This is a genomic window from Acinetobacter sp. 797_lipA (genome assembly GCF_058243025.1).
On sequence record NZ_JBZAYQ010000001.1, the window covers coordinates 116899 to 136920 of the forward strand.

A 20022-nucleotide genomic window follows, 5' to 3' on the forward strand; every position below is an offset into this window, starting at 1 on the left:
GAAGTTCAGGATGAGCTAGAAAATGAATAGCCCTGCGCGCAAAATTCAGAAATCTGCTGTTAAGAATATTGTTCGTTTTCCTTCAATAAAAGCGAATGATGGAAAGACAATTCTTGTTGAATCCATCTTAGAGTCGAAATATTGTCTTCATTTAGAATTTGACACTGAGGTAGAGACATATTTTCCGCAACCTCGAAAATTTGAAGTTTCTGATAATGATGGAGAATGTAATATCTATACACCTGATTTTGAAGTTATTTATACTTCTGGTGTTAGGAAATATGTAGAGGTCAAACCCTCTGAAAATGCTCAAACTGAACACTATCAATTTCTCTTTTCTCGATTTTCCAATTTCTTGCAAGGTACTAATACAGACTTCTTGATAGTGAGTGAAATTGAAATCTATCAGCAGCCATTACTATCAAACTATGAAAAGCTTTACCAATATAAAAAGCGCCCTTTATTAAAAATGAAGAATCTTCAGCAGTGCGCCGAAGATATTAATGATTCGATGCCATTAGCACAGTTAGTGCATAGACTTGGTGATCGAGCGCACTTGAGAGAAATATATTCATGGATTGCGCTAGGGTATTTGCGATTTGATATGCGCTCTGAGCCATTGAGTATGACAACAGAGGTGAAATTCGATGTCTGTTGAGTTATGGGAACAAGGTGTAATCATTGAGTTTAACAAGGGTATTCCTTGTCATCGTGCTATGGTTCGGTCTGTAGGAAAAGCAGAAGTCGTTTTAGTAGATATTGAGAATGGTGCCGTATCTAGATTGAGTCGAGAAGAACTAGGTACAGTTTACGCTTCAGGAGGTATCAAATTTCTTGCGGAATCGCGAGATTTTGGGGATCTTAAGTTTATTGATCTTTCAGAAGCTGAACAGCGTGAAACCAATAGAAAATATAAATATATCAAAAGGCTTAAAGAAAATGGTATTAGTAAAATCACTGAGAAAAGTGCCAGAAATACGATAGAGGAAGTCGCTTTAGAATTAGGTGAGAAAGCACCACATTGGCAATCAGTAAGAAGTTGGTATGCTAGTTTTGTCGAGGCAGGTCTAAAGATACAAGGTCTTTATCCTAAGCATCGATTTAAAGGGCATAGAAATCCTAAGATTGATGCTAAGGTTGTTGAAATTATTGAATATTGTGCAAAGCGATATTATACACTCAGCCAGTCATCAATGGCTTCAGTGGTTCGTAATGTTGAAGCTAAAATTATGTCACACAATTTAGATCATCCTGATGAACCACTTCAGAAACCAACATATCATACTGTTCAGAACCGTGTATTAAGTGGGCTTTACCAAACTAAGAGAAAAGGGCGATACGGTGCTCGAGTTTTGCAGGCGGAGCTAGCTAAAGCATTAAGTGGGATAACTACTACTAGAGTCTTAGAGCGTGTTGAGCTTGATCATACAGAGTTGGATATTCATGTTCTACATGATGACTATAAGACTTTACTTGGCCGACCTAATATCACTGCTTTGATAGATCATTATTCTGGAATGTTACTTGGATTCCAAATTTCTTTTGAAGCACCTTCATATGCCTCAGTTTGTTTGGCTTGTTTGAATGCATTCTTACCGAAAAATGACTTTATGAACGAGTTGAAATTGGACGGTTCTTGGCCTGCTCATGGAATTCCTTCGACGCTTGTAACAGACAATGGGAATGAGTTTTGGGGTAAGAAATTTATTGCAGTTGCGGATGAAATAGGGACAGTTTTTCAGTATTGTCCGATTCGTAAAGGTAACTATAAAAGTCGTATTGAACGTTTTTTCGGTATAGTCAATGCACTAGTGCTTGACGATTTGCCTGGTGTGGTTAGAAAAATTGGTAAATCTGGTGATGGCTATGACGCAAGGCAAGAAGCTGCGCTCACATTTTCAGAGTTTAAACGCTATTTCTTGAAGTGGGTGACAGAAGAGTATCACCATACACCTCTAGAAGACTCAGATTTAACACCTTATGAAATTTGGGCTAGCTCGGAGGAGTGCTTTCCGGTGCCAGTAGAAGATAAAATGGAGTTGACTACTATTTTACTGGCTACTGCCACACGTACGCTGAATAAAAGTGGTATCGAAATTTTTTCGATGAACTATGACTCAAGTCTTCTTAAAGATTTATATAGAAGAGATGGGCCTGGGGAAGTAATTGTAAAATACAATCCTTTTGATATTGGTTATATCTTGGTGCTAGATAAGATTAATAAGGTCTATTTAAAAGTAGATTGCCTGAAATATTCTTATGCTTCCAATCTTTCTGAGTTTGAACATAATAAGATTCGAGCTGCTGCAAGAGCTGCTCGACAATCAAAATTTGATAATCTGAATCTCCAAAAGGCTAAAATTCAACTTGCTAAAGAGCGTGAAGAATATCATGCAAGAAATGTTCGAAGAAGTAAGCAAGTAACAACATCTAAAGCCGCAAGATCGGATAAAACAGGTGTCCCTAATATCAGCCTTGTGGTGGACAATTCACATCGTACGATGAAAGTTGATTTTGAAGATGATGGGGATAATCTCAGCTTAAATGGATGGAGTATGGGCTAATGAAAACTACTTTCGAGGATCGTCCATTCATTAAAAGTCCATTTCTTACAAAGATGGTGAACTTATTTGATTCTTTGCGCAATAAAAAGAAAAAATATGGTGTTGCTTCTTGCATGTTGGTAACTGGAGAATCTGGAAGTGGGAAATCTGAGTTAGCAAAATATTATGCAAAGAATAATCCGAAAATAGAGCAAGTGGAGCGGACACATATCCCTGTTTTACACTACGAATTAAGATCTGTTTCTACACCAGAAGAATTCCTAAGATCGTTGTTGGTCACTATTGGCGACCCACAGTGCGGACGAGGTGCGAGAAACAAAGGTGAACTTTATGAGCGATTGATTACGTTGCTTAAGGTGGTTGGCATAGAGTTGCTGATCCTTGATGAAATTCAGGTGATCATTGAACGTCGTAGTGCAAAGGTTGTTACAGGAATTGCAGATTTATTTAAAGACCTAATCAATGATACAGAGATACCGATTATTTTTATGGGAATGCCTTGGAGTAGATATCTCGTTGAATCAAATCAGCAATTAGCACGTCGAATATCATACCGCTACACCATTCCACCCTTTAGGATTAGCAGTAACGAAGAGCGTGATGATTACAGAAGACTCTTGATGTGCCTATCTGAGGCATATGGGCTTTCTAAAAAGATTAAACTAGAAGAAATTACAATGTCGCTAAGGTGTTTTAGTGCAACGAGTGGAAATCTAGCAGCTACGGCTAATCTTGTTCGAGATGCTAAGATGATGTCTGAAATGGAAGACATGAAAGTAGATACGGATTTGTTTGCCGAGGTTCTTAGCAGCTATGGTATTGATGAGCGAAATAATGCTTTTTTACTGCCGATTGACAAGTTAGTGTTGAGAGAACTCATCGTTCATTCAGACTGGCATTTTGGGTATAGGGCAAATAAAAATGCGATCATCGATGCTGAATATGTTGAGTTCGGCGTATCAAAAGGCAATAAAGTGTTTTGTTTGGCAGGGTAAATGATAATTTATTTCAAGGTAAAGCATTGTGTTATTTGATCGATCACGACCAAATGATCAGCAAACATTTGATGATTACTTGAATGATTTAGGAAAGAAAAATGGTTTTTCGGATATTAAAGCTTTTAAAAAATTTCTAGTAAATTCTTCTAAAAAGTGGTATCGCACCTATTCTGTTAATAATTTGGATAGATATAGGGCCATTTCTGGGCTATTTCTTGAGCTTGGTATTGATCAAAAAGAAGTATCAGATATTATGCAGATACAATGTTTTAAGTGTCTTGATCGATACCCAGAGATATGGTCATGGAATAAGATAGCTGAGTACGAATGCGTAGGGCCAGAAGCTTATACCAGTAAAACATGTGAGCCATTACAGCAAGCATTTAAAACTAAAAATAAAGAAGAATATTGCGGTTTAATAAAGTGTTCTATGAGTAAGCTCGGACTAAGTACTTCACCACTACCAGATGGGTTCTATTTTGCGGATCTGGCTTCAAAAGAAAAACTAATGAAACGTTTCCGGAACTATAGTGGGATGAAAGAGCTTTCCATAGATAGGCTGATAGCATTAAGATCTCAGTAACTATTAGATATTTTATTATCGATTGTGAGATCATTGAGATGCTTCTCGCCAGACCTAGCATCGAACCAAATGAATGCTTAGTTAGTTATTTGATTCGAATATCAGAGAAAAATGGCTTTAAGCACATAGGTCATTTGCTGCGTCACGCTGGTTTGGCTTGGAAAAATAATCGTGTACCAGTTCATCAGATTTTAACTGGTGAGTTTGATCTCAATGTGTATTTATTGCAGCTTGGGTTAGCAACTTGCTCCTCTAAAATTGAGCCAATATCTCACTCTTTTCAAAATGTTATTGATACGCCCTATCTAATCGTTAAATATCCAAAAGTATGTCCAGATTGTATTGAAGAATTTGGATTCTGTAGATTTGAATGGAGCTTATTGCCATACCTTGCATGTGTGCGACATGGAAAATTATTGATAGATATGCATTCTGGTACTAGCAAACGGTTGAATTGGTATCGTAGGTATTTAAATAAGTTTGATGATACTGATGTTATCAACTCATTAAGTAATGTTGCTCCGTCTGAGGCAATCAAACTCAGCCAATATATTGAAGCATTATTGAATGGTAGAAATGGTGTTACTTACCCTGAAATTCTGCAAGGTTTGGAGCTTCGAGAGTCTCTTAGCGTAATGCATTTTATTGCTCATTATAGATCAAGGTTATTGGGTGGTTCGTTTCAACCTCTTTCAATGACGAATAGTGAGCTTGCTCAACATTATCAGTACGTATGGGCAATGCTTGAGAATTGGCCAGATGCTTACTACAAGTTCCTCAACCAGTATCTTGAGCATCCGATGAGTAATAAAGGAGTCGGTGGCTTACATAAACATTTTAGGGATTTATATGAGTCTCTACATCGTCAGAGTGAAAACAAGGGAATTGCTCGGATCAAAGTTGAATTTGACCATTACATAGAGAATTATTGGCCTAGTGTCTTAGAATCGAAGCGTATAACACGCATCCAGTTAACTACCCGAGAACGAAATGTTGTTTCCAGAAAGGAAGCTGCCAAAATTCTTAATTGCCATCCAGATAGAGTAGATAAATTAGTACAACAACAAAAGCTTACACCTCGTGTTTTTGAAGGGAAAAAGCACTATTCCCGTGAACAGGTTGAGGGCCTTGCAATACAGATATCCTCAAATTGGTCGATGGATGAGGCTTGTGAGGCATTACAGCTCACAAGATACCAGCTAAAGCAGTTGTTAGATGCCGGTATATTACATACGTTTCAGCGCCCAGATACGTTCAACCGGGATTGGATCATTGATAAAGCACAATGCCAAGAGCTGATAGTAAGCTTGAGCCAGAAAGCACGGAAGAGCCCCACACTTTCGGGATCACTCTCAATGATAAGCATGCAGCGTAGAGGCTACTCAATAGTTCGATTAGTTCTAGCTATGCAAGCTGGGCAGATTGAGTTTGGGCAACTCTACGTTGCTGATCGTCCTTTAAGTTTTAAGCAATTTACAGATTTTGCTTTAATCTAAATAGTTATTAATTTTTTCGAAAAAAATAATTTAGTATGATAAAAAAATTATAAATGTTCTCAGATGATTTAATACAAAATCATCTGAGGGTTCTTGATTGTGTAAATTTTGAAATTAATACTACTTCTTTAATTGAAAAAAGAGACTATAAAAAATTTAAAAGAAAAATAGTGATCGTATCAACAAGTAATAGCGAAATAATTTTTGTACTTGAAAAAACACAGAAAAGTTTATTTAAGTACATCATTTCATATTGAATTTTAAAATTAGCTCATCACTATTTTTGATTAAATAGTGATCGTTGTGGTGTTGGTAGGAATTCAAGATGATGCAAAATATTTTTTTCAGGGTTACAATTACATACAGAGTATTACATCAAAATAATGAAGTAACCTTTCTCTAAAGATTTTTCATCCTCTATTTTAACTCTGGTTATTTGTTGGAAGGTCAACTGTAATTTTTATAATGGATTTTATTAATGGAACACCAAATTTTATTAGAAAAGCTATTGCAACAAGATGAAAGTTTATGCTTGGAATTTAAATCATTTTGGTACTGGAAATTAGAAAGAGAAAATTTAAAACAGAAAGGTTGGGATGAGTTTTTAAAAGATTTTATTTCGATGTTTAATACATATGATAATAATGATTCTCCTAGGTATTTTATTTTTGGGTTTAATGAAAAAACAGCAGAAAAAAACAATTTTTTTACGAATTCAGATGGTGATGATTTAAAAGAATTGCTAGATTTAGAAAATTTAAAATCAGATCTAATTACACGATTAGAAACCACATGTAATTATTCAATAAGTTCGACTGATAATATAATTAATATAGATGATTTTTTTGAATTTGAAACTATTAATGTAGAAGGAAAAGTATTGCTATTATTAACATTACATCATGCACCATTCTATATTACTCTAAAAAGAGATTTATCAGATGGTATGAAAGAAAATGTTATTCCTGTACGATCAATTAAACAAAATTCACCAAGAAACTCTATATTACCTAATAATCAGACTAGTACTTTAATAAATATTGTCGAAAAAAATAGTAGAAATATTCAAAAGCGAGATAAAAGAAGTATTAGAAGGATTGTTGAAGCATTTCAAACTAAACACTTTCCTTCTGCTACCGTTCATTTAAGAGAAGAAGCTAGAAATAAATCTGGAATTTATTTTGAAATATTTGAAGTACTTTCAGAATTAAATCCTGCTCAAATTTTTATTTATATAACTTCTTTCACGCGCCAAGAAAAAACTATTAATAATATTTTTTCATTTTATTTACAAAATCTACGAGAAGCTTCAAATATTTTTATTTTAGTAGATAAAGAAAATAGAGTAGGAGGTACTATTGATCTGGATAGAATTGAGAAATTATTTAAAGAAAAGCTTGAAAAAAACAAAAAAGCTGTAAAAGTTGAATACCTAGAAAACTTTTCTATAAGTAAAATTTATAAGGAAGAACTGTTAGAAGAGATTTTCTCTATTGAAAAACCTTCATCTCATAATGTATATATTTCACCTGATATTAAACAAACTAATGGAGAGAAAATAAAATCAGATTTATTTTTTGACGAATGGATTAAAAATGATGAAAGTCCAATTTTAGTTATAAAAGGTCCTGGTGGTGTTGGAAAAACAACAGTTGCTAGGCAGTTTATATACAAGATTCATAAGAAAAATAGAGTCTTAACTCCTGATGTAAATGATACAAAATATTTGTTTATTAATTCACATGGAATTATTAATGAATTAATGTCCTCAGGAAAAATAACTGATTTATATGACTTCTATCAAGTATTAGCAGAAGTACATAATACTAAAAAAAGATTTAATAGACATACATTTAGTCTTTCTGCTGATAATGGTAATTTAGTAATTGTCTTGGATGGTATTGATGAAGTTATTGCTAAAAAAGGTAGTGACTTTGATGTAGTGAAACTCATGAATTCAATCACTACAGAGTATTTAGGAAGTTTAGGAAAAACAAAGATTATTATTACCTGCCGTGACAGTTTTTGGAGTAATGATTTAGTTGAATTAAATAATATAAGTGAAATTGAAATATTACCTTTTGATAAAGATCTAGCTGAACAATATTTTAGAAAGATATTTGATGATGGTAGTAAGCAAAAAAAAGCTATAAATATGGCTCGTGATTATGAAATCAGTGGTAGTTATGTTCCATATATACTTGATATGATAAGAGAAATTATTATTTCTGATGAGGAAGGCTTAGGTAAAGCTAGTTTTGATAGCAAACTATTAAAATCATTCAAGAATACACATGACTTTCTAATAGGTAAAGTTTGTGAACGAGAAATTAAAAAACTAGATAATACTAATATTGATGAACAATTAGAATTATTCATGGATATGGCACTTCGTTATTCAGGAACTTTAAATCAATTACAATTAAAAGAATTACTATCTAAAAAATTCTCTCAAAAGAATTTAACCAAGTTTAATGCTCATCCTTTATTAAAGGAGTTAGATGGCATCTTGAGCTTTAGATATGACTTTTTTGAAGAATACTTTAAAGAATTATCTTTATGTGTGTTTTTTGAGCAAGATGATGTTAAGTTATCGAACCTTAACTCGTATTTAATTGATATTTTAAAAGACTATGTCAATTATGATAATGATTTTGTTGAGGATTTAAAGATTCGAATTAATGATACAGAGAAACTTAAATCTGATCTATATCTTCTATTAGCCGACTTAACTGAATTAGACCCGAATAAATATTCAGATATTATTAATATTAATAAAAAACACATCACATCTTCTTTCTTTATACTATTGCTATTAAATAATGAGTACAGTAAAGAAGCACGAACTGCATTATTAAAGGATATATTCATGACAGGAAAATGTATTGAAAATTTTTCTTTAATTAATTTACATACTATCAATAAAAAAATAAATTTTGACTTTAAAGGTTTGAAATTTAACAATTGTCATTTTGAAAATTTTGAAAATTTCTTTGAATGTGATTTTGATGAAGATACTTATTTTAGAAATAGTACTTTCTTGCCAAAATTGCGCAAAAATTCTCAAATTTCATCTAGTCTTACACAAAATAATATTGATAATTCAACTTGTAGGTATGATGGCTTACAAGGATATTTTGATGAAATAAAAGAAAAAGGAGTAAAGGAGAGAGACTTAAATGATAAATTTTTGAGAGATGTTATACGCTTTTTTTGGAAAGGAATTGGTTTTAAAATTATACCTAAGCAAAATGTAAATAATAGATTTAAAAATAATTATGCCCTATTAGATAAATTATTATCTATCTCTTTCTTAAAAGAGAAAAAGATTACAACAACACGTGAACGGAAAGAGCCACACTATTATATTTCAGAGGAATTTGATGGTGTTAGAAAAATTATGGAAGAGAATCAGACCTGTGTAGAATTTGAACGAGTTAAAAAAATGATGAGAGAGTAGATAAAATTTCTAATAATAATTTTATATAGATAAATTTATTATTGCAGACTTATTTATTAGTGAATAAGTCTGCAATACAAATAATTCAAATTTTCATACATGCTATTAAAAAAATAAAAAATACTATCAATTAATGTGTTGAATTAATAGAAATATTCGCTATTTTCCTATTTGTAAAAGAAGCATTAACTATTTTATCATGACAAAGAATTAGAAAAAATTAATTTCATTTCACTAAAATATTGCTATATCCTTGTTCTTTAGCCTGTATAAAAAAATTAGGGAAAAGAAAAAACTATATCCGCTGACTATTTTCTATTAAATTCTTCTTTAAAAATCAATGATTTTCTAAAGAAGAATAGAAGTATCAATATATTAATATTATTGGAATATTCAACCACGCTAAAAAATTTAAATCCATCATAGATATTAAGGTTGCTTGTTTTAAAACTACGTCAGTTTGATAATCATTCTAATTACTAAAAATTAAATCTTTCTAAGACTGTAAACGTGGTCGCAATGCTGTTCTAATATCAGAAAGCTGGACACCCTCGGACTGTAACTGGCTTCGGACAGCATTAAATACATCTTCTACTTGATTAGGATCACTAATTGTTACTATGACACTAAATGGTATCGGTTCTTTAATTACATAATCCGCTCTAGTTAATGGCTCTACCACTAAACGACATTGTGAGGATTGTCCCACGCCTTCAATAAATACATCACTTGATTGTTTGATTGGCCACCATTTAGCTCCTTGTGCAATTCTTTCTTTTTCTAAACCACTATCTGCTTTTTCATTTCGAATCATTCCACGATAAGAGATATTTCCAGTATTTTTATCAATTTTAGCTTGTCTTAGCCATGTGTTTATATTTACTAGAACGAATTCAGCCCCATTTTCTCGTTCAATAGGAGGACGATATACTGTCGTAATTTTCACACTACCAAGACATTTCCCTTCTGAAGTAACTAGGCAAGATGGCCATGCAAAATCAAAAACCATTTGCTGTCTATGCCCAACTTCACCATTAAAAACCATTGTAATTTCATGATTATTTAATAATAGTGATGAACTAGCATTTTGAGGTAATCCAACCCCAACGTAATCTTTTGCAATTCTTTTTAAATTTTTCGATTGTAATATTTCTGGTATTTCAGAATTATGCAATAACAATCCACATAAAGCTTCTCTTAGTACTTTTCCTTCAATTGCAAAATCTAGTGCTGCAAGCGTTTTTGCTACTAAAGGAGCAGCATAACTAGTACCACAACCTTGACATAAATTGCCATCAGGGCTTATCGAATAAAGGCCATGTGATTTTGTTAACCCTCCACCCACATGTGCAATATCGGGCTTTGCTCCATATGATGGACCAGGTCCTTTTCTAGTATACTGGGCTGGTTTTACATGACCTGTCATTGAGCTTGGATCTAAAGCGCCTACTGTAATAGAACGTAGACTATCTGCTGGTTGGTAAAGTCTATCTTTTCCTGAATGTCTATACTCTGCAAGCATTTGCAAAGCATCTTTATCATCTGATGGCCAAGGTTTTCTTACAGTATTTTGATCTAAATTACCTGCTGGCAATACAAAAATTACATCATATTTGTCGCATATCTGGTCTATTGTATTTGCAAAGAAACTATAGCGGGTATCCTCAACTAAAGTTTCAACAGACAAACTCATATTAAAAATACGAACCCCTTTTGAAACTGCATCTGCTATTTCAATTTCAAGCTGCTCAAGAAAATCTATAAACCCATTTGGATAGTAATATGAAAATTTCTTTTCATCTGGATATATCCCCAAATCATAAAACTTACATTCACTTTCTTCTAACTCAGGTAGAGGATTTAACTCTTTACCTGCACTTACAAGTCCAGCAATGAATGTACCATGATCAGTTTTCTTCATATTTGGAAATACAAAATCAGAACTCCCAATACTCCATGAATTTAAGGCATCAATGTCAGCAACACCAGAATCAATAATTCCAACCACAGGATAATTTTTACCTGCTTGCGGTAAATTCAAAGTATAAACAGATTCACTAACTGTGGACTCATTGGATGCTTGTAAAATTGGTGGAAGAAAGATAGATCTGACAATTTGTGAATTATCTAAAAAGGCAAGTAATGACTCATGATCTTCAAGTGTTGCTCCATTTGGGCGATTCATTTTAATTACAAAAAAAGTGTTAGAAAGCCAATCCTTATTCACTTCTGTTACAGAAATTGGGATATCTAATCCAGTTAAGCTAGCTTTAAATTTTCTCAATAACTTTAAAGACTGGCTCTTCTGCTTGTCATTAACAGTTTGTGAAACAAAATCAGCTGAGTAGAACGTTTCTATATAATAAGCTCCACCTGTTCTAGCATCACTTAACCAATTCCAAGCTTGTTCTATCGTAAAATTTCTTCGCTCTTGGGTTGAATAAGCTCTAATTGTACTAATTGCACCAACCTCACTCCTTTGAGCACTTGGTTTAGCAACTAGTTTACCTTTTTTATCTTTTACCCAATTTGTTTTTTCTTCAGCAGAGATTACAGCTAATTCAGCTGTTTGGAGATCTTCTTCAGATAATTCAACAATTAAGCGTCCGAGCTCATTGCCACCAATAGATCGTACTTTTTTTAAAGGAAAAAGTTTATCTGTTGGTTTATGACTTTTAGCCCATGCAGCTGATTGCAATTCAACAGTAGCATATATAACTTCATTATCTTTGAGCATTTTACTACTTTTAAGATATTGAATTTCATCAATCAAATTTTGCTTATGATCTTTGAAATCTTCATCACGCCCAGCATAAAAATCCTTATGGCCTCCACCTGGTGGCTTATTATTGGCCACTACATAGTTTTGTGTATTTAGGACAATTTGTACTGGGTTATTACTCATATTTTTATCCTTCTAAAGCTACGATATCTTTATTTGAATTTAACATTTTGCTAATTTTAGGCTGTGTTACGCCAAATAGTTGAGCTATTTTCATCTGTGAAAACCCTAACTCAGTATCATGGCTTAACACTTGAGCCAACTCTTCAGGTGAGCTTAATACCTTTTGTTTTCGATCATTACTATTTGTGTTTGCATTCAAACGCAAATATTCTTTAATTGTTTCTAAAAAATGAAATTCTTTGTCTAGAATAGCAATTTTCCTTTGAATAAAGAATGCCAATTTCTCAATATCTGATCCGCTATAACCTTTTGATAACCATACTAAAAAGTCCAGTTGAACATCTGTTATTTTAATTAAATCGTTAAAGTGGTTCTGTAACATGGTACGTCGTGCTAAAGCAACAGGTTTTGGAATTTCGATTCTTAAATCAAACCTACGCCAAATAGCTGAATCTAGAAGTAATTCATGATTGGTAATAGCCATAGTAAATCCTATCTTACTTCTTTCATCTAAACATTGGAGTAATGTATTTACGACTCTTTTTAACTCACCAAGTTCATTCGGATCATCACGTAACTTAGCAATTGCATCAAATTCGTCTAACAATAAGATGCATTTATATCTATTTGCAAAAGCAAAAAGATTTGCAATATTTCGTGCTGTTGTACCTAAAAATGATGAAAGCAATCCATCAAGGCGTGCCACAATAATAGGTAATCCTAATGTTTCACCAATATGGTGTGCTAATAGTGTTTTACCCGTACCAGGCGCTCCAAAAAGCATCAAAGATAATGCAGGCTCAATTCCCTTCATTTTTAATTTATCAACATGTTTCCACTCATCCAAAATATTATTGATACTTGAAGCCAATCCGCTTTCGAAAATTGGCAAAGTTATAGGCTTAGCTTTAGGGAAAATAATTTCGGCTAATGGTGCACTTGTTTCTCTATCAACAGGAGCCTTTACTGTTGGAATCAATTGTTCACCACTTAAAGCATTTGATGAAAGAATAACTCTGCTCGGCAAGATTTCTATATTCTTTTTTTTAGCTTGTAAAAGCTTTTTTAATCCAGCAACTTGATCTACCTCTTCATCTTTCTCCAAAGCTTTTATCAACCTTTCAACATGACCTGATATGGCTGGATTTTCGACTTGTAGTGCTGCTCTGCATATAGCGACAACAATTGAATAATGTTGCATGTTCCACCTAATTGCTTTCTATTCCAAAAAATAAAAAACTATAACTAATTTCTAGTATTATATAGCAAAAAATCAGATAAATATTGTGTTTTTGCGTGAACTTATGCCAAAAATTGGTTTTTATATAAAGAAAACTATACTTTTTATAACTAAAAGCATATTTTAAATATATCTTGTGTTCCGATGACAAAAAATGTATTTATTCTTGGATTGTGAATTTAATGGTTGGCATGATCAAGGTACAGGTGAATTGATTTCATTAGGCTTAGTGTCTGCCGACGGCAAATATGAGTTTTATGAGGTGGTGAGCTGTAAGGATCCTGGTCCTTTTGTTGAACAACATGTCCTGCCAATTTTAGGACAATCAGCTATTCCTATATGGGAGTTAGTGAACAAGTTGTGCAGTTTCTTATGGGAGGTAGACTCTCAACAAGAGGAGCACATTACTATCGTAGCTGACTATCCTTCAGATATAGAGCTATTTAACCGTATTTTGCTCTTAGGACAAGGGCAATGTATCAATGTTCCAGTATTAGGTTTCTTACTCGATTTGTCACTCACTACGAAGAACTCTATGATTCCCCACAATGCTTTAGCTGATGCTAGAGCTTTGAGCATAGATTATGCATTGAAGTACGCCCATAAGATTGTAAAGTGAGTTGGCATTGAAATTAGCCACAAAAAAGTGGCTTTTTATAATATTATCCTACAATTTAATTTATAGATTTATGCTTCAAAAGGCTTAGTTGAGCGGGGGCTAGGCTATTTTTTTATAAAGTTATCCTACAACTGACATTAAGTACGGCTAAGGATAAAATCAAAAAGCCCGCATATGGCGGGCTTTTTGCTGCGCAGATGAGCAATAAAATTGCGCCTAATCTGTGCACAATTTTCCAGATCAATCGACTGAATTAGGCGAAATGAATTGATTTGGAACACATGATGTATACAAGTTTGTATGCAGAAAAGTAGCCATTTGGGCGCAAATCCACCTAAAATGCAGTGCATTTAAAAATTAATAAATTATTGATAAATATTAAAATAATTAAAAATTTGATAATGATTTGTATATCATTAAATCCCGCTTGGCATAGAAATTGAATTGGCATTCATAGCACGAATAACAATCATGCATTGCAAAATGCACCCTAAGTTTCAAGTTTGGAGAAAATCAAGATGTTCCAACAAAAATTACTCACGAAAGCATTCCTTGCAACTGCAATGATGGGGACTATTGCTTTGACAGGTTGTTCAAAACCTGCGGAGAAAGCGGAAACAGCAACGTCTGAGCCAGCAGCGGCAGTGAGCAGTGGTGACACCATCAAAGTCGGAATTTTGCACTCGCTCTCAGGCACCATGGCAATTTCTGAAACCTCACTCAAAGATACGGCCTTGATGACCATCAATGAAATTAATGCCAATGGTGGGGTACTGGGTAAAAAATTAGAACCTGTGGTGGTTGATCCTGCATCTGATTGGCCTTTATTTGCTGAAAAAGCACGTCAACTCATTACCCAAGATAAAGTCGCGGTGATTTTTGGTTCATGGACATCGGTATCGCGTAAGTCTGTGTTACCAGTGGTAGAAGAATTGAATGGTTTATTGTTCTATCCCGTGCAGTATGAGGGGCAAGAACAGTCTAAAAACATTTTTTATACGGGTGCTGCGCCAAACCAACAAGCGATTCCTGCGGTGGAATACTTGATGAGTGAGGAAGGTGGCAAAGCTGAGCGTTTTGTGCTACTCGGTACGGACTATGTCTACCCACGCACCACCAATAAAATTTTACGTGCGTTCTTGAAGTCCAAAGGTGTGGCCGATGCGGACATCATGGAAGAGTACACCCCCTTCGGTCATAGTAACTATCAAACCATAGTTGGTAATGTGAAGAAATTTGCTGCAGGTAAGAAAACTGCGGTCATTTCAACCATCAATGGTGATTCTAACGTACCGTTCTATCGTGAGCTGGGTAACCAAGGCATTAAAGCTTCAGATATTCCTGTCATGGCTTTCTCTGTGGGTGAAGAAGAACTCCGTGGTATTGATACCAAACCATTGGTTGGACATTTGGCTGCTTGGAACTATTTCATGTCGGTGAAAAACCCGACCAATACTGAATTTGTGAATAAAATGAAGCAGTATGCGGTGCAGTATAAGCTGCCGAATGCTGACAAAATCGTGACCAATGACCCGATGGAAGCCACCTATGTGGGCATCAATATGTGGAAGCAAGCGGTTGAAAAAGCAGGCAGCACCGATGTTGATAAAGTTCGTGTTGCGATGGCTGGTCAAGAGTTCAAAGCACCATCAGGCTATACCTTAAAAATGGATGCTGAAAATCATCACCTACAAAAACCAGTGATGATTGGGGAAATTCGTGGTGATGGTCAGTTTGACGTGGTCTATAAAACACCAAATGTGATTAAGGCGGAACCTTGGAGTCCGTACATTCCTAAATAATTTTCTTAAGCGTTGAGCCTGCTGCGATCGCTGTGGGCTTTTCAGTAAGCACATCTCGATTTGAGATGTTTTAAGCAAGCTTAAGGAAGTCATATTATGAATCTTAATTTTTTTTGTGCTGCACTGTTGTGCGCAATGGCACAGCTCGTGAGTAGCAGTATTTGGGCTGAAGAGGCTCAACTTGCTGCTCAGACCCAAAGCGTATCAGCATCGAATGATACGATTCAACGTTTTGTCAAAGCTGAGTTTGCTGAGCGCCGTGCCATGCTCAACCAATGGCCGGGGACGATTGAAGAATTTGATCGACTGGTGGCACTGATCGACAGTGATGAGCTGTATCGGGACAGTGTAGGCACGACGTATATTTTAAAAAATAATGAAAAATTATTGCGTTATCCCGATGAGCAAGTGATTGAAACTTGGCCAGCGGATTTGTCTCAGGTGACTTTGGTAAACACTTTACGTAAAGCCTTAAACTTTGGACAAGCACAGGCCAAATTAAAATCTGAAGAATCTGCCCAACGTTTAGCAGCCATTGATATTTTAGAAAATAATCTGTCTGAACTGAATGTTGCGCAGATTAATCAGCTCTACCTGCATGAACAAAATAATAAAGTTAAACAGCGCTTGGCGCAGCTTAAAGCGCGCCTCGACTTTGAAAGTCCAGATGTTTTAGTCCAAATTCATGCTGCTAAAGTCCTTACCGATTCCAACCGTCCCGAGGTGCTGGCACTGGTTGAGCAAGCTTTAACTCAATCAAACTTGAACCCCGAACTCAAAGCTGTGTTGGTAGATGCCAAAAGTCAGATTAAAACACGGATTCAGGCCAGTGAATGGGCAGGGCATGTGTTTTCTGGTTTCAGTACAGCCAGCATTTTACTGCTAGCAGCACTCGGGTTGGCCATCACTTATGGTCTGCTTGGTGTGATTAATATGGCGCATGGTGAGTTGATTATGATTGGGGCTTATACCACCTATGTGGTGCAAAGCCTGTTTAAGGCCTACTTGGGTAGCTATGTCGATTGGTATTTGATTGCTGCCATTCCTGCGGCCTTTTTGGTGAGCGCGTTGATTGGCATGTTGATTGAACGGACGGTGATTCGTCCACTGTACGGTCGTCAGCTTGAAACCTTGTTGGCCACTTTTGGGGTCAGTCTGATTTTGATGCAATTGGTGCGGATGATTTTTGGCGCACAAAATGTTGAAGTCTCGAATATTTCTTGGTTATCGGGCGGTATTGCGCTGAGTCCAAGTTTAATGCTGCCGTATAACCGGATTGCCATTATTGTGTTTACGATTGCGGTGCTACTGCTGTTGGTTTACCTGCTTAATAAAACTCGCTTTGGTCTGTTTGTTCGTGCAGTGACACAAAACCGTCAAATGGCACGTGCTGTTGGTATTCGCTCTAGCCGTATCGATATGTTGGCCTTTGGGCTGGGTTCAGGCTTAGCTGGTCTAGCGGGCTGTGCCTTAGCACAAGTGGGCAATGTTGGGCCTGATTTGGGTCAGAACTATATTATCGATGCTTTCTTGGTCGTTGTGGTGGGTGGTGTAGGACAAGTTTGGGGAGCTGTGCTGGCGGCGCTTGGTTTAGGGATCAGCGGTACGGTCCTTGAAATTGGGATGGGGGCTGTTCTTGCAAAAATTATTCTACTGGTTCTTGTGATTTTGTTTATTCAAAAACGTCCACAAGGTTTGTTTGCCATCAAAGGCCGTTTTGTGGAGTAAGCGCATGAAAATCACTTCTTTATTTTCCGATAAACCTTATAGTGCGCTCGCTATTGCGGTCTGCTTTGCGGTGATGCTGATCCTGCCTTGGTTACATTTACTACCAGTCGATTCAGCCTTTCATCTCTCTGCGTATTGGGTCACCTTGATTGGCAAAATCATGTGCTTGGCTCTGGTGGCTTTGGCGTTGGACTTGGTTTGGGGTTATGCAGGCATTTTAAGCCTAGGCCATGGCTTGTACTTTGCCCTTGGTGGTTATGCCTTCGGCATGTATCTGATGCGCCAGACGGCAGGTGACAGCCTGCCTGACTTTATGCGTTTTTTAAGCTGGACTGAACTGCCGTGGTATTGGGTGGGTAGCAATCATTTCTTATGGGCTTTGGCCTTGGTGGTGTTGGTTCCCGGTGTGGTGGCCTTCATCTTTGGTTTCTTTGCCTTTCGCTCCAAAATTAAAGGCGTGTATTTTTCGATTATTACGCAGGCGATGACATTTGCTGCGGCACTGTTATTTTTCCGCAATGAAACAGGCTTTGGCGGAAACAATGGGTTTACAGGCTTTAAGACTATTTTAGGCATGGACATCACTTCTGCACCCATGCGTGCCACCTTATGTTCCTTAACGGCTTTGGTGTTGATGCTGTGCTTCGTGGGGTTGCGTCATCTCATGAATAAACCCTACGGTCGTGTGCTGGGGGCAATTCGGGACAGTGAAAACCGCTTGCAGTATTTGGGCTATCGTACGCTGTGGTACAAGCTTTCTGCATGGGTGCTGTCCGCAGTGATTGCAGGTATTGCAGGAGCATTGTATGTGCCTCAGGCTGGCATTATTAACCCGAGTGAAATGAACCCCGTTAATTCGATTGAAATGGCGGTGTGGGTGGCTGCGGGTGGGCGTGGGACTTTGATTGGTCCAATTTTGGGTGCAGGGTTAATTAATGGCGTGAAAACCTATTTCACCGTGGCTTATCCAGAAGCATGGTTATTGATCTTGGGTGCTCTATTTATTGTGGTCACCATTTTCTTACCCAAAGGTGTCATTGGTCTATTTGACCGTTTTAAAAAGGAGCGTAGCGAATGAGTGAGCTAATACAACCTCATGGTGGCCATGCTTCAGACGGCTATGGACGTCCCAAAGAACAAGGTGCCGACTTCAGTCATGGGATTGCACTGTACTTGGAAAAAGTTAGTGTTTGGTTTGATGCTTTTCGTGCCTTAAATGATTTATCGCTATACATCCAAGAAGGGGAGCTACGCTGCATCATTGGGCCCAATGGGGCAGGTAAAACCACACTAATGGATGTGATTACGGGAAAAACCCGACCGACAGAAGGCTCTGCTTTTTTTGGGCAAAACTATGATTTGGCCAAGATGAGTACCGAGCAAATTGCGGAAGCAGGCATTGGACGTAAATTTCAAAAACCAACGGTATTTGAAAACTTTAGCGTGATGGAAAACTTACTGCTTGCTGCACCAAAAGATAAGCGGGTGAAGAAAAGCTTTTTTAGCAAACTTGACCCCGATGCACAGCTGGCTTTGGATGAGTCTTTGGCTCAAATACGACTCGAAGAATGGGTACACAAACCTGCGGGGCTGTTGTCACATGGGCAAAAGCAATGGTTGGAAATCGGTATGTTGCTTATGCAACGTCCTAAGTTGATTCTACTTGATGAACCTGTGGCCGGTATGACCGATGCCGAAACGGAACGAACAGCTGAGCTATGTTTAGAACTGAAGAAAAATCACACCTTGGTGGTGGTTGAACATGACATGAGCTTTATCGACACCATCAGTGAGAAGGTGACGGTACTGGCTCAAGGGGCGATCTTAGCCGAAGGTACATTGGCTGAGGTACAGGCCAATGAAGATGTGATTGAGAAATATTTAGGACGTTAAGGAGCCGACCATGTTAGAAGTCAAAGACGTCAATCAGTTTTACGGTGGCAGCCATATTTTAAGAGATGTCTCCTTTCAAGCACCTGTAGGAGAGTGCTCCGTGGTGCTGGGGCGTAATGGCGTTGGGAAAACGACTTTACTTAAATGTTTAATGGGGATTTTACCGATTAAGTCCGGACAGATTTTACTTGATGGTCAGGACATCTCGAAAATGAGTCCCGAGCAACGCGTGCGTGAAGGTTTGGCTTATGTGCCGCAAGGGCGTGATATTTTTTCAACCTTAACGGTTGAAGAAAATATCCTGATTGGCATGGCCAAGTTTAAGGGAGCGAAAACTCGAAGAGTGCCTGAGCATTTGTATGAAATTTTCCCAATTTTAGATGAAATGAAGCACCGCCGAGGTGGGGATTTATCAGGGGGGCAGCAGCAGCAACTGGCGATTGCGCGTGCTTTAGCATCAGAGCCTCGGGTGTTAATTTTGGATGAGCCTACAGAAGGCATTCAACCTTCTATTATCAAAGACATTGGCCGAGTGATTCGTAAACTGGCGGATGGCGGCGACATGGCGGTGGTTTTGGTCGAGCAGTTTTATGATTTTGCCGAGGAGCTGGCCGATGCATATACCGTCATGGCCCGTGGACAAGTGATTGCGCAAGGGGCAGGCTGTGAAATGCCTGCAAAAGGTATTCGAGAATTGGTAGCGATTTAAGCTTTTTTATTCTCCCCCTCTTCCA

General features: G+C 36.8%; 14 protein-coding genes. 12 read left to right on the forward strand and 2 right to left on the reverse strand.

Features of this window, described 5'->3' with window-relative positions; translation table 11 throughout:
- The first annotated feature begins 22 nt into the window (after positions 1-22).
- The 6 genes from AC4CU2_RS00520 (at position 23) to AC4CU2_RS00545 (ending at position 9101) form a co-directional block, all read left to right on the forward strand.
- Positions 23-658 carry a TnsA endonuclease N-terminal domain-containing protein gene (locus AC4CU2_RS00520; protein WP_061524353.1) on the forward strand — a complete coding sequence of 212 codons (636 nt, stop codon included), beginning with the start codon at positions 23-25 and terminating at the stop codon, positions 656-658.
- Entirely contained in the window at positions 648-2564 is a 1917-nt protein-coding gene (locus AC4CU2_RS00525; protein ID WP_395474988.1) for a TnsB C-terminal domain-containing protein, read from the forward strand. Before AC4CU2_RS00520 ends, AC4CU2_RS00525 begins: the two co-directional genes overlap by 11 nt.
- Positions 2564-3559 (forward strand): TniB family NTP-binding protein, encoded by a 996-nt coding sequence (locus AC4CU2_RS00530; RefSeq protein WP_255031929.1) that lies wholly within the window; start codon positions 2564-2566, stop codon positions 3557-3559. The genes AC4CU2_RS00525 and AC4CU2_RS00530 overlap by 1 nt, the downstream gene beginning before the upstream one ends.
- Positions 3560-3587: 28 nt before the next feature.
- Positions 3588-4145: a hypothetical protein gene (locus AC4CU2_RS00535; protein ID WP_419283683.1), complete on the forward strand. Its 558-nt coding sequence runs from the start codon at positions 3588-3590 to the stop codon at positions 4143-4145.
- Positions 4146-4183: 38 nt separating this feature from the next.
- A complete protein-coding gene (locus AC4CU2_RS00540) occupies positions 4184-5641 on the forward strand; it encodes a TniQ family protein (RefSeq protein ID WP_419283680.1) in 1458 nt (485 codons plus the stop codon).
- Positions 5642-6119: 478 nt separating this feature from the next.
- A complete protein-coding gene (locus AC4CU2_RS00545; protein ID WP_419283677.1) occupies positions 6120-9101 on the forward strand; it encodes an NACHT domain-containing protein in 2982 nt (993 codons plus the stop codon).
- Positions 9102-9597: 496 nt separating this feature from the next.
- Here the strand turns inward: AC4CU2_RS00545 and AC4CU2_RS00550 are convergent, their stop codons facing one another.
- Complete coding sequence (locus AC4CU2_RS00550) at positions 9598-12006, reverse strand: S8 family peptidase (RefSeq protein ID WP_439036099.1); 2409 nt, start codon at positions 12004-12006, stop codon at positions 9598-9600.
- A 4-nt stretch (positions 12007-12010) separates the two neighbouring features.
- Complete coding sequence (locus AC4CU2_RS00555; protein WP_255031897.1) at positions 12011-13207, reverse strand: Cro/CI family transcriptional regulator; 1197 nt, start codon at positions 13205-13207, stop codon at positions 12011-12013.
- 193 nt (positions 13208-13400) lie between these two features.
- Between AC4CU2_RS00555 and AC4CU2_RS00560 the strand changes: the two genes are divergently transcribed.
- From AC4CU2_RS00560 to urtE, 6 genes are all read left to right on the forward strand, one after another.
- The gene (locus tag AC4CU2_RS00560) at positions 13401-13865 is read left to right on the forward strand and encodes a 3'-5' exoribonuclease (RefSeq protein ID WP_255031896.1); all 465 of its coding nucleotides are present in this window, start codon (positions 13401-13403) and stop codon (positions 13863-13865) included.
- Positions 13866-14383: 518 nt separating this feature from the next.
- The gene (urtA, locus tag AC4CU2_RS00565) at positions 14384-15667 is read left to right on the forward strand and encodes an urea ABC transporter substrate-binding protein (RefSeq protein WP_395474991.1); all 1284 of its coding nucleotides are present in this window, start codon (positions 14384-14386) and stop codon (positions 15665-15667) included.
- A 96-nt stretch (positions 15668-15763) separates the two neighbouring features.
- Positions 15764-17395, forward strand: coding sequence for an urea ABC transporter permease subunit UrtB (urtB, locus tag AC4CU2_RS00570; RefSeq protein WP_201701902.1), 1632 nt, complete (start codon positions 15764-15766; stop codon positions 17393-17395).
- A gap of 4 nt (positions 17396-17399) precedes the next feature.
- A complete protein-coding gene (gene urtC / locus AC4CU2_RS00575; protein ID WP_005401483.1) occupies positions 17400-18473 on the forward strand; it encodes an urea ABC transporter permease subunit UrtC in 1074 nt (357 codons plus the stop codon).
- Positions 18470-19288, forward strand: a complete 819-nt coding sequence (urtD, locus tag AC4CU2_RS00580; protein WP_004691767.1) for an urea ABC transporter ATP-binding protein UrtD — start codon at positions 18470-18472, stop codon at positions 19286-19288. The genes urtC and urtD overlap by 4 nt, the downstream gene beginning before the upstream one ends.
- Before the next feature lie 10 nt (positions 19289-19298).
- The gene (urtE, locus tag AC4CU2_RS00585; RefSeq protein WP_395474992.1) at positions 19299-19997 is read left to right on the forward strand and encodes an urea ABC transporter ATP-binding subunit UrtE; all 699 of its coding nucleotides are present in this window, start codon (positions 19299-19301) and stop codon (positions 19995-19997) included.
- The last annotated feature ends 25 nt before the right edge of the window (positions 19998-20022 follow it).

Excerpts from the sequence above, each read along its gene's own strand:
- AC4CU2_RS00520 (WP_061524353.1), top strand. The coding sequence starts at position 23 with ATGAATAGCCCTGCGCGCAAAATTCAGAAATCTGCTGTTAAGAATATT.
- AC4CU2_RS00525 (WP_395474988.1), top strand. The coding sequence starts at position 648 with ATGTCTGTTGAGTTATGGGAACAAGGTGTAATCATTGAGTTTAACAAG.
- AC4CU2_RS00530 (WP_255031929.1), top strand. The coding sequence starts at position 2,564 with ATGAAAACTACTTTCGAGGATCGTCCATTCATTAAAAGTCCATTTCTT.
- AC4CU2_RS00540 (WP_419283680.1), top strand. The coding sequence starts at position 4,184 with ATGCTTCTCGCCAGACCTAGCATCGAACCAAATGAATGCTTAGTTAGT.
- AC4CU2_RS00545 (WP_419283677.1), top strand. The coding sequence starts at position 6,120 with ATGGAACACCAAATTTTATTAGAAAAGCTATTGCAACAAGATGAAAGT.
- AC4CU2_RS00550 (WP_439036099.1), bottom strand. The coding sequence starts at position 12,006 with ATGAGTAATAACCCAGTACAAATTGTCCTAAATACACAAAACTATGTA.
- AC4CU2_RS00555 (WP_255031897.1), bottom strand. The coding sequence starts at position 13,207 with ATGCAACATTATTCAATTGTTGTCGCTATATGCAGAGCAGCACTACAA.
- AC4CU2_RS00560 (WP_255031896.1), top strand. The coding sequence starts at position 13,401 with ATGTATTTATTCTTGGATTGTGAATTTAATGGTTGGCATGATCAAGGT.
- urtA (WP_395474991.1), top strand. The coding sequence starts at position 14,384 with ATGTTCCAACAAAAATTACTCACGAAAGCATTCCTTGCAACTGCAATG.
- urtB (WP_201701902.1), top strand. The coding sequence starts at position 15,764 with ATGAATCTTAATTTTTTTTGTGCTGCACTGTTGTGCGCAATGGCACAG.
- urtC (WP_005401483.1), top strand. The coding sequence starts at position 17,400 with ATGAAAATCACTTCTTTATTTTCCGATAAACCTTATAGTGCGCTCGCT.
- urtD (WP_004691767.1), top strand. The coding sequence starts at position 18,470 with ATGAGTGAGCTAATACAACCTCATGGTGGCCATGCTTCAGACGGCTAT.
- urtE (WP_395474992.1), top strand. The coding sequence starts at position 19,299 with ATGTTAGAAGTCAAAGACGTCAATCAGTTTTACGGTGGCAGCCATATT.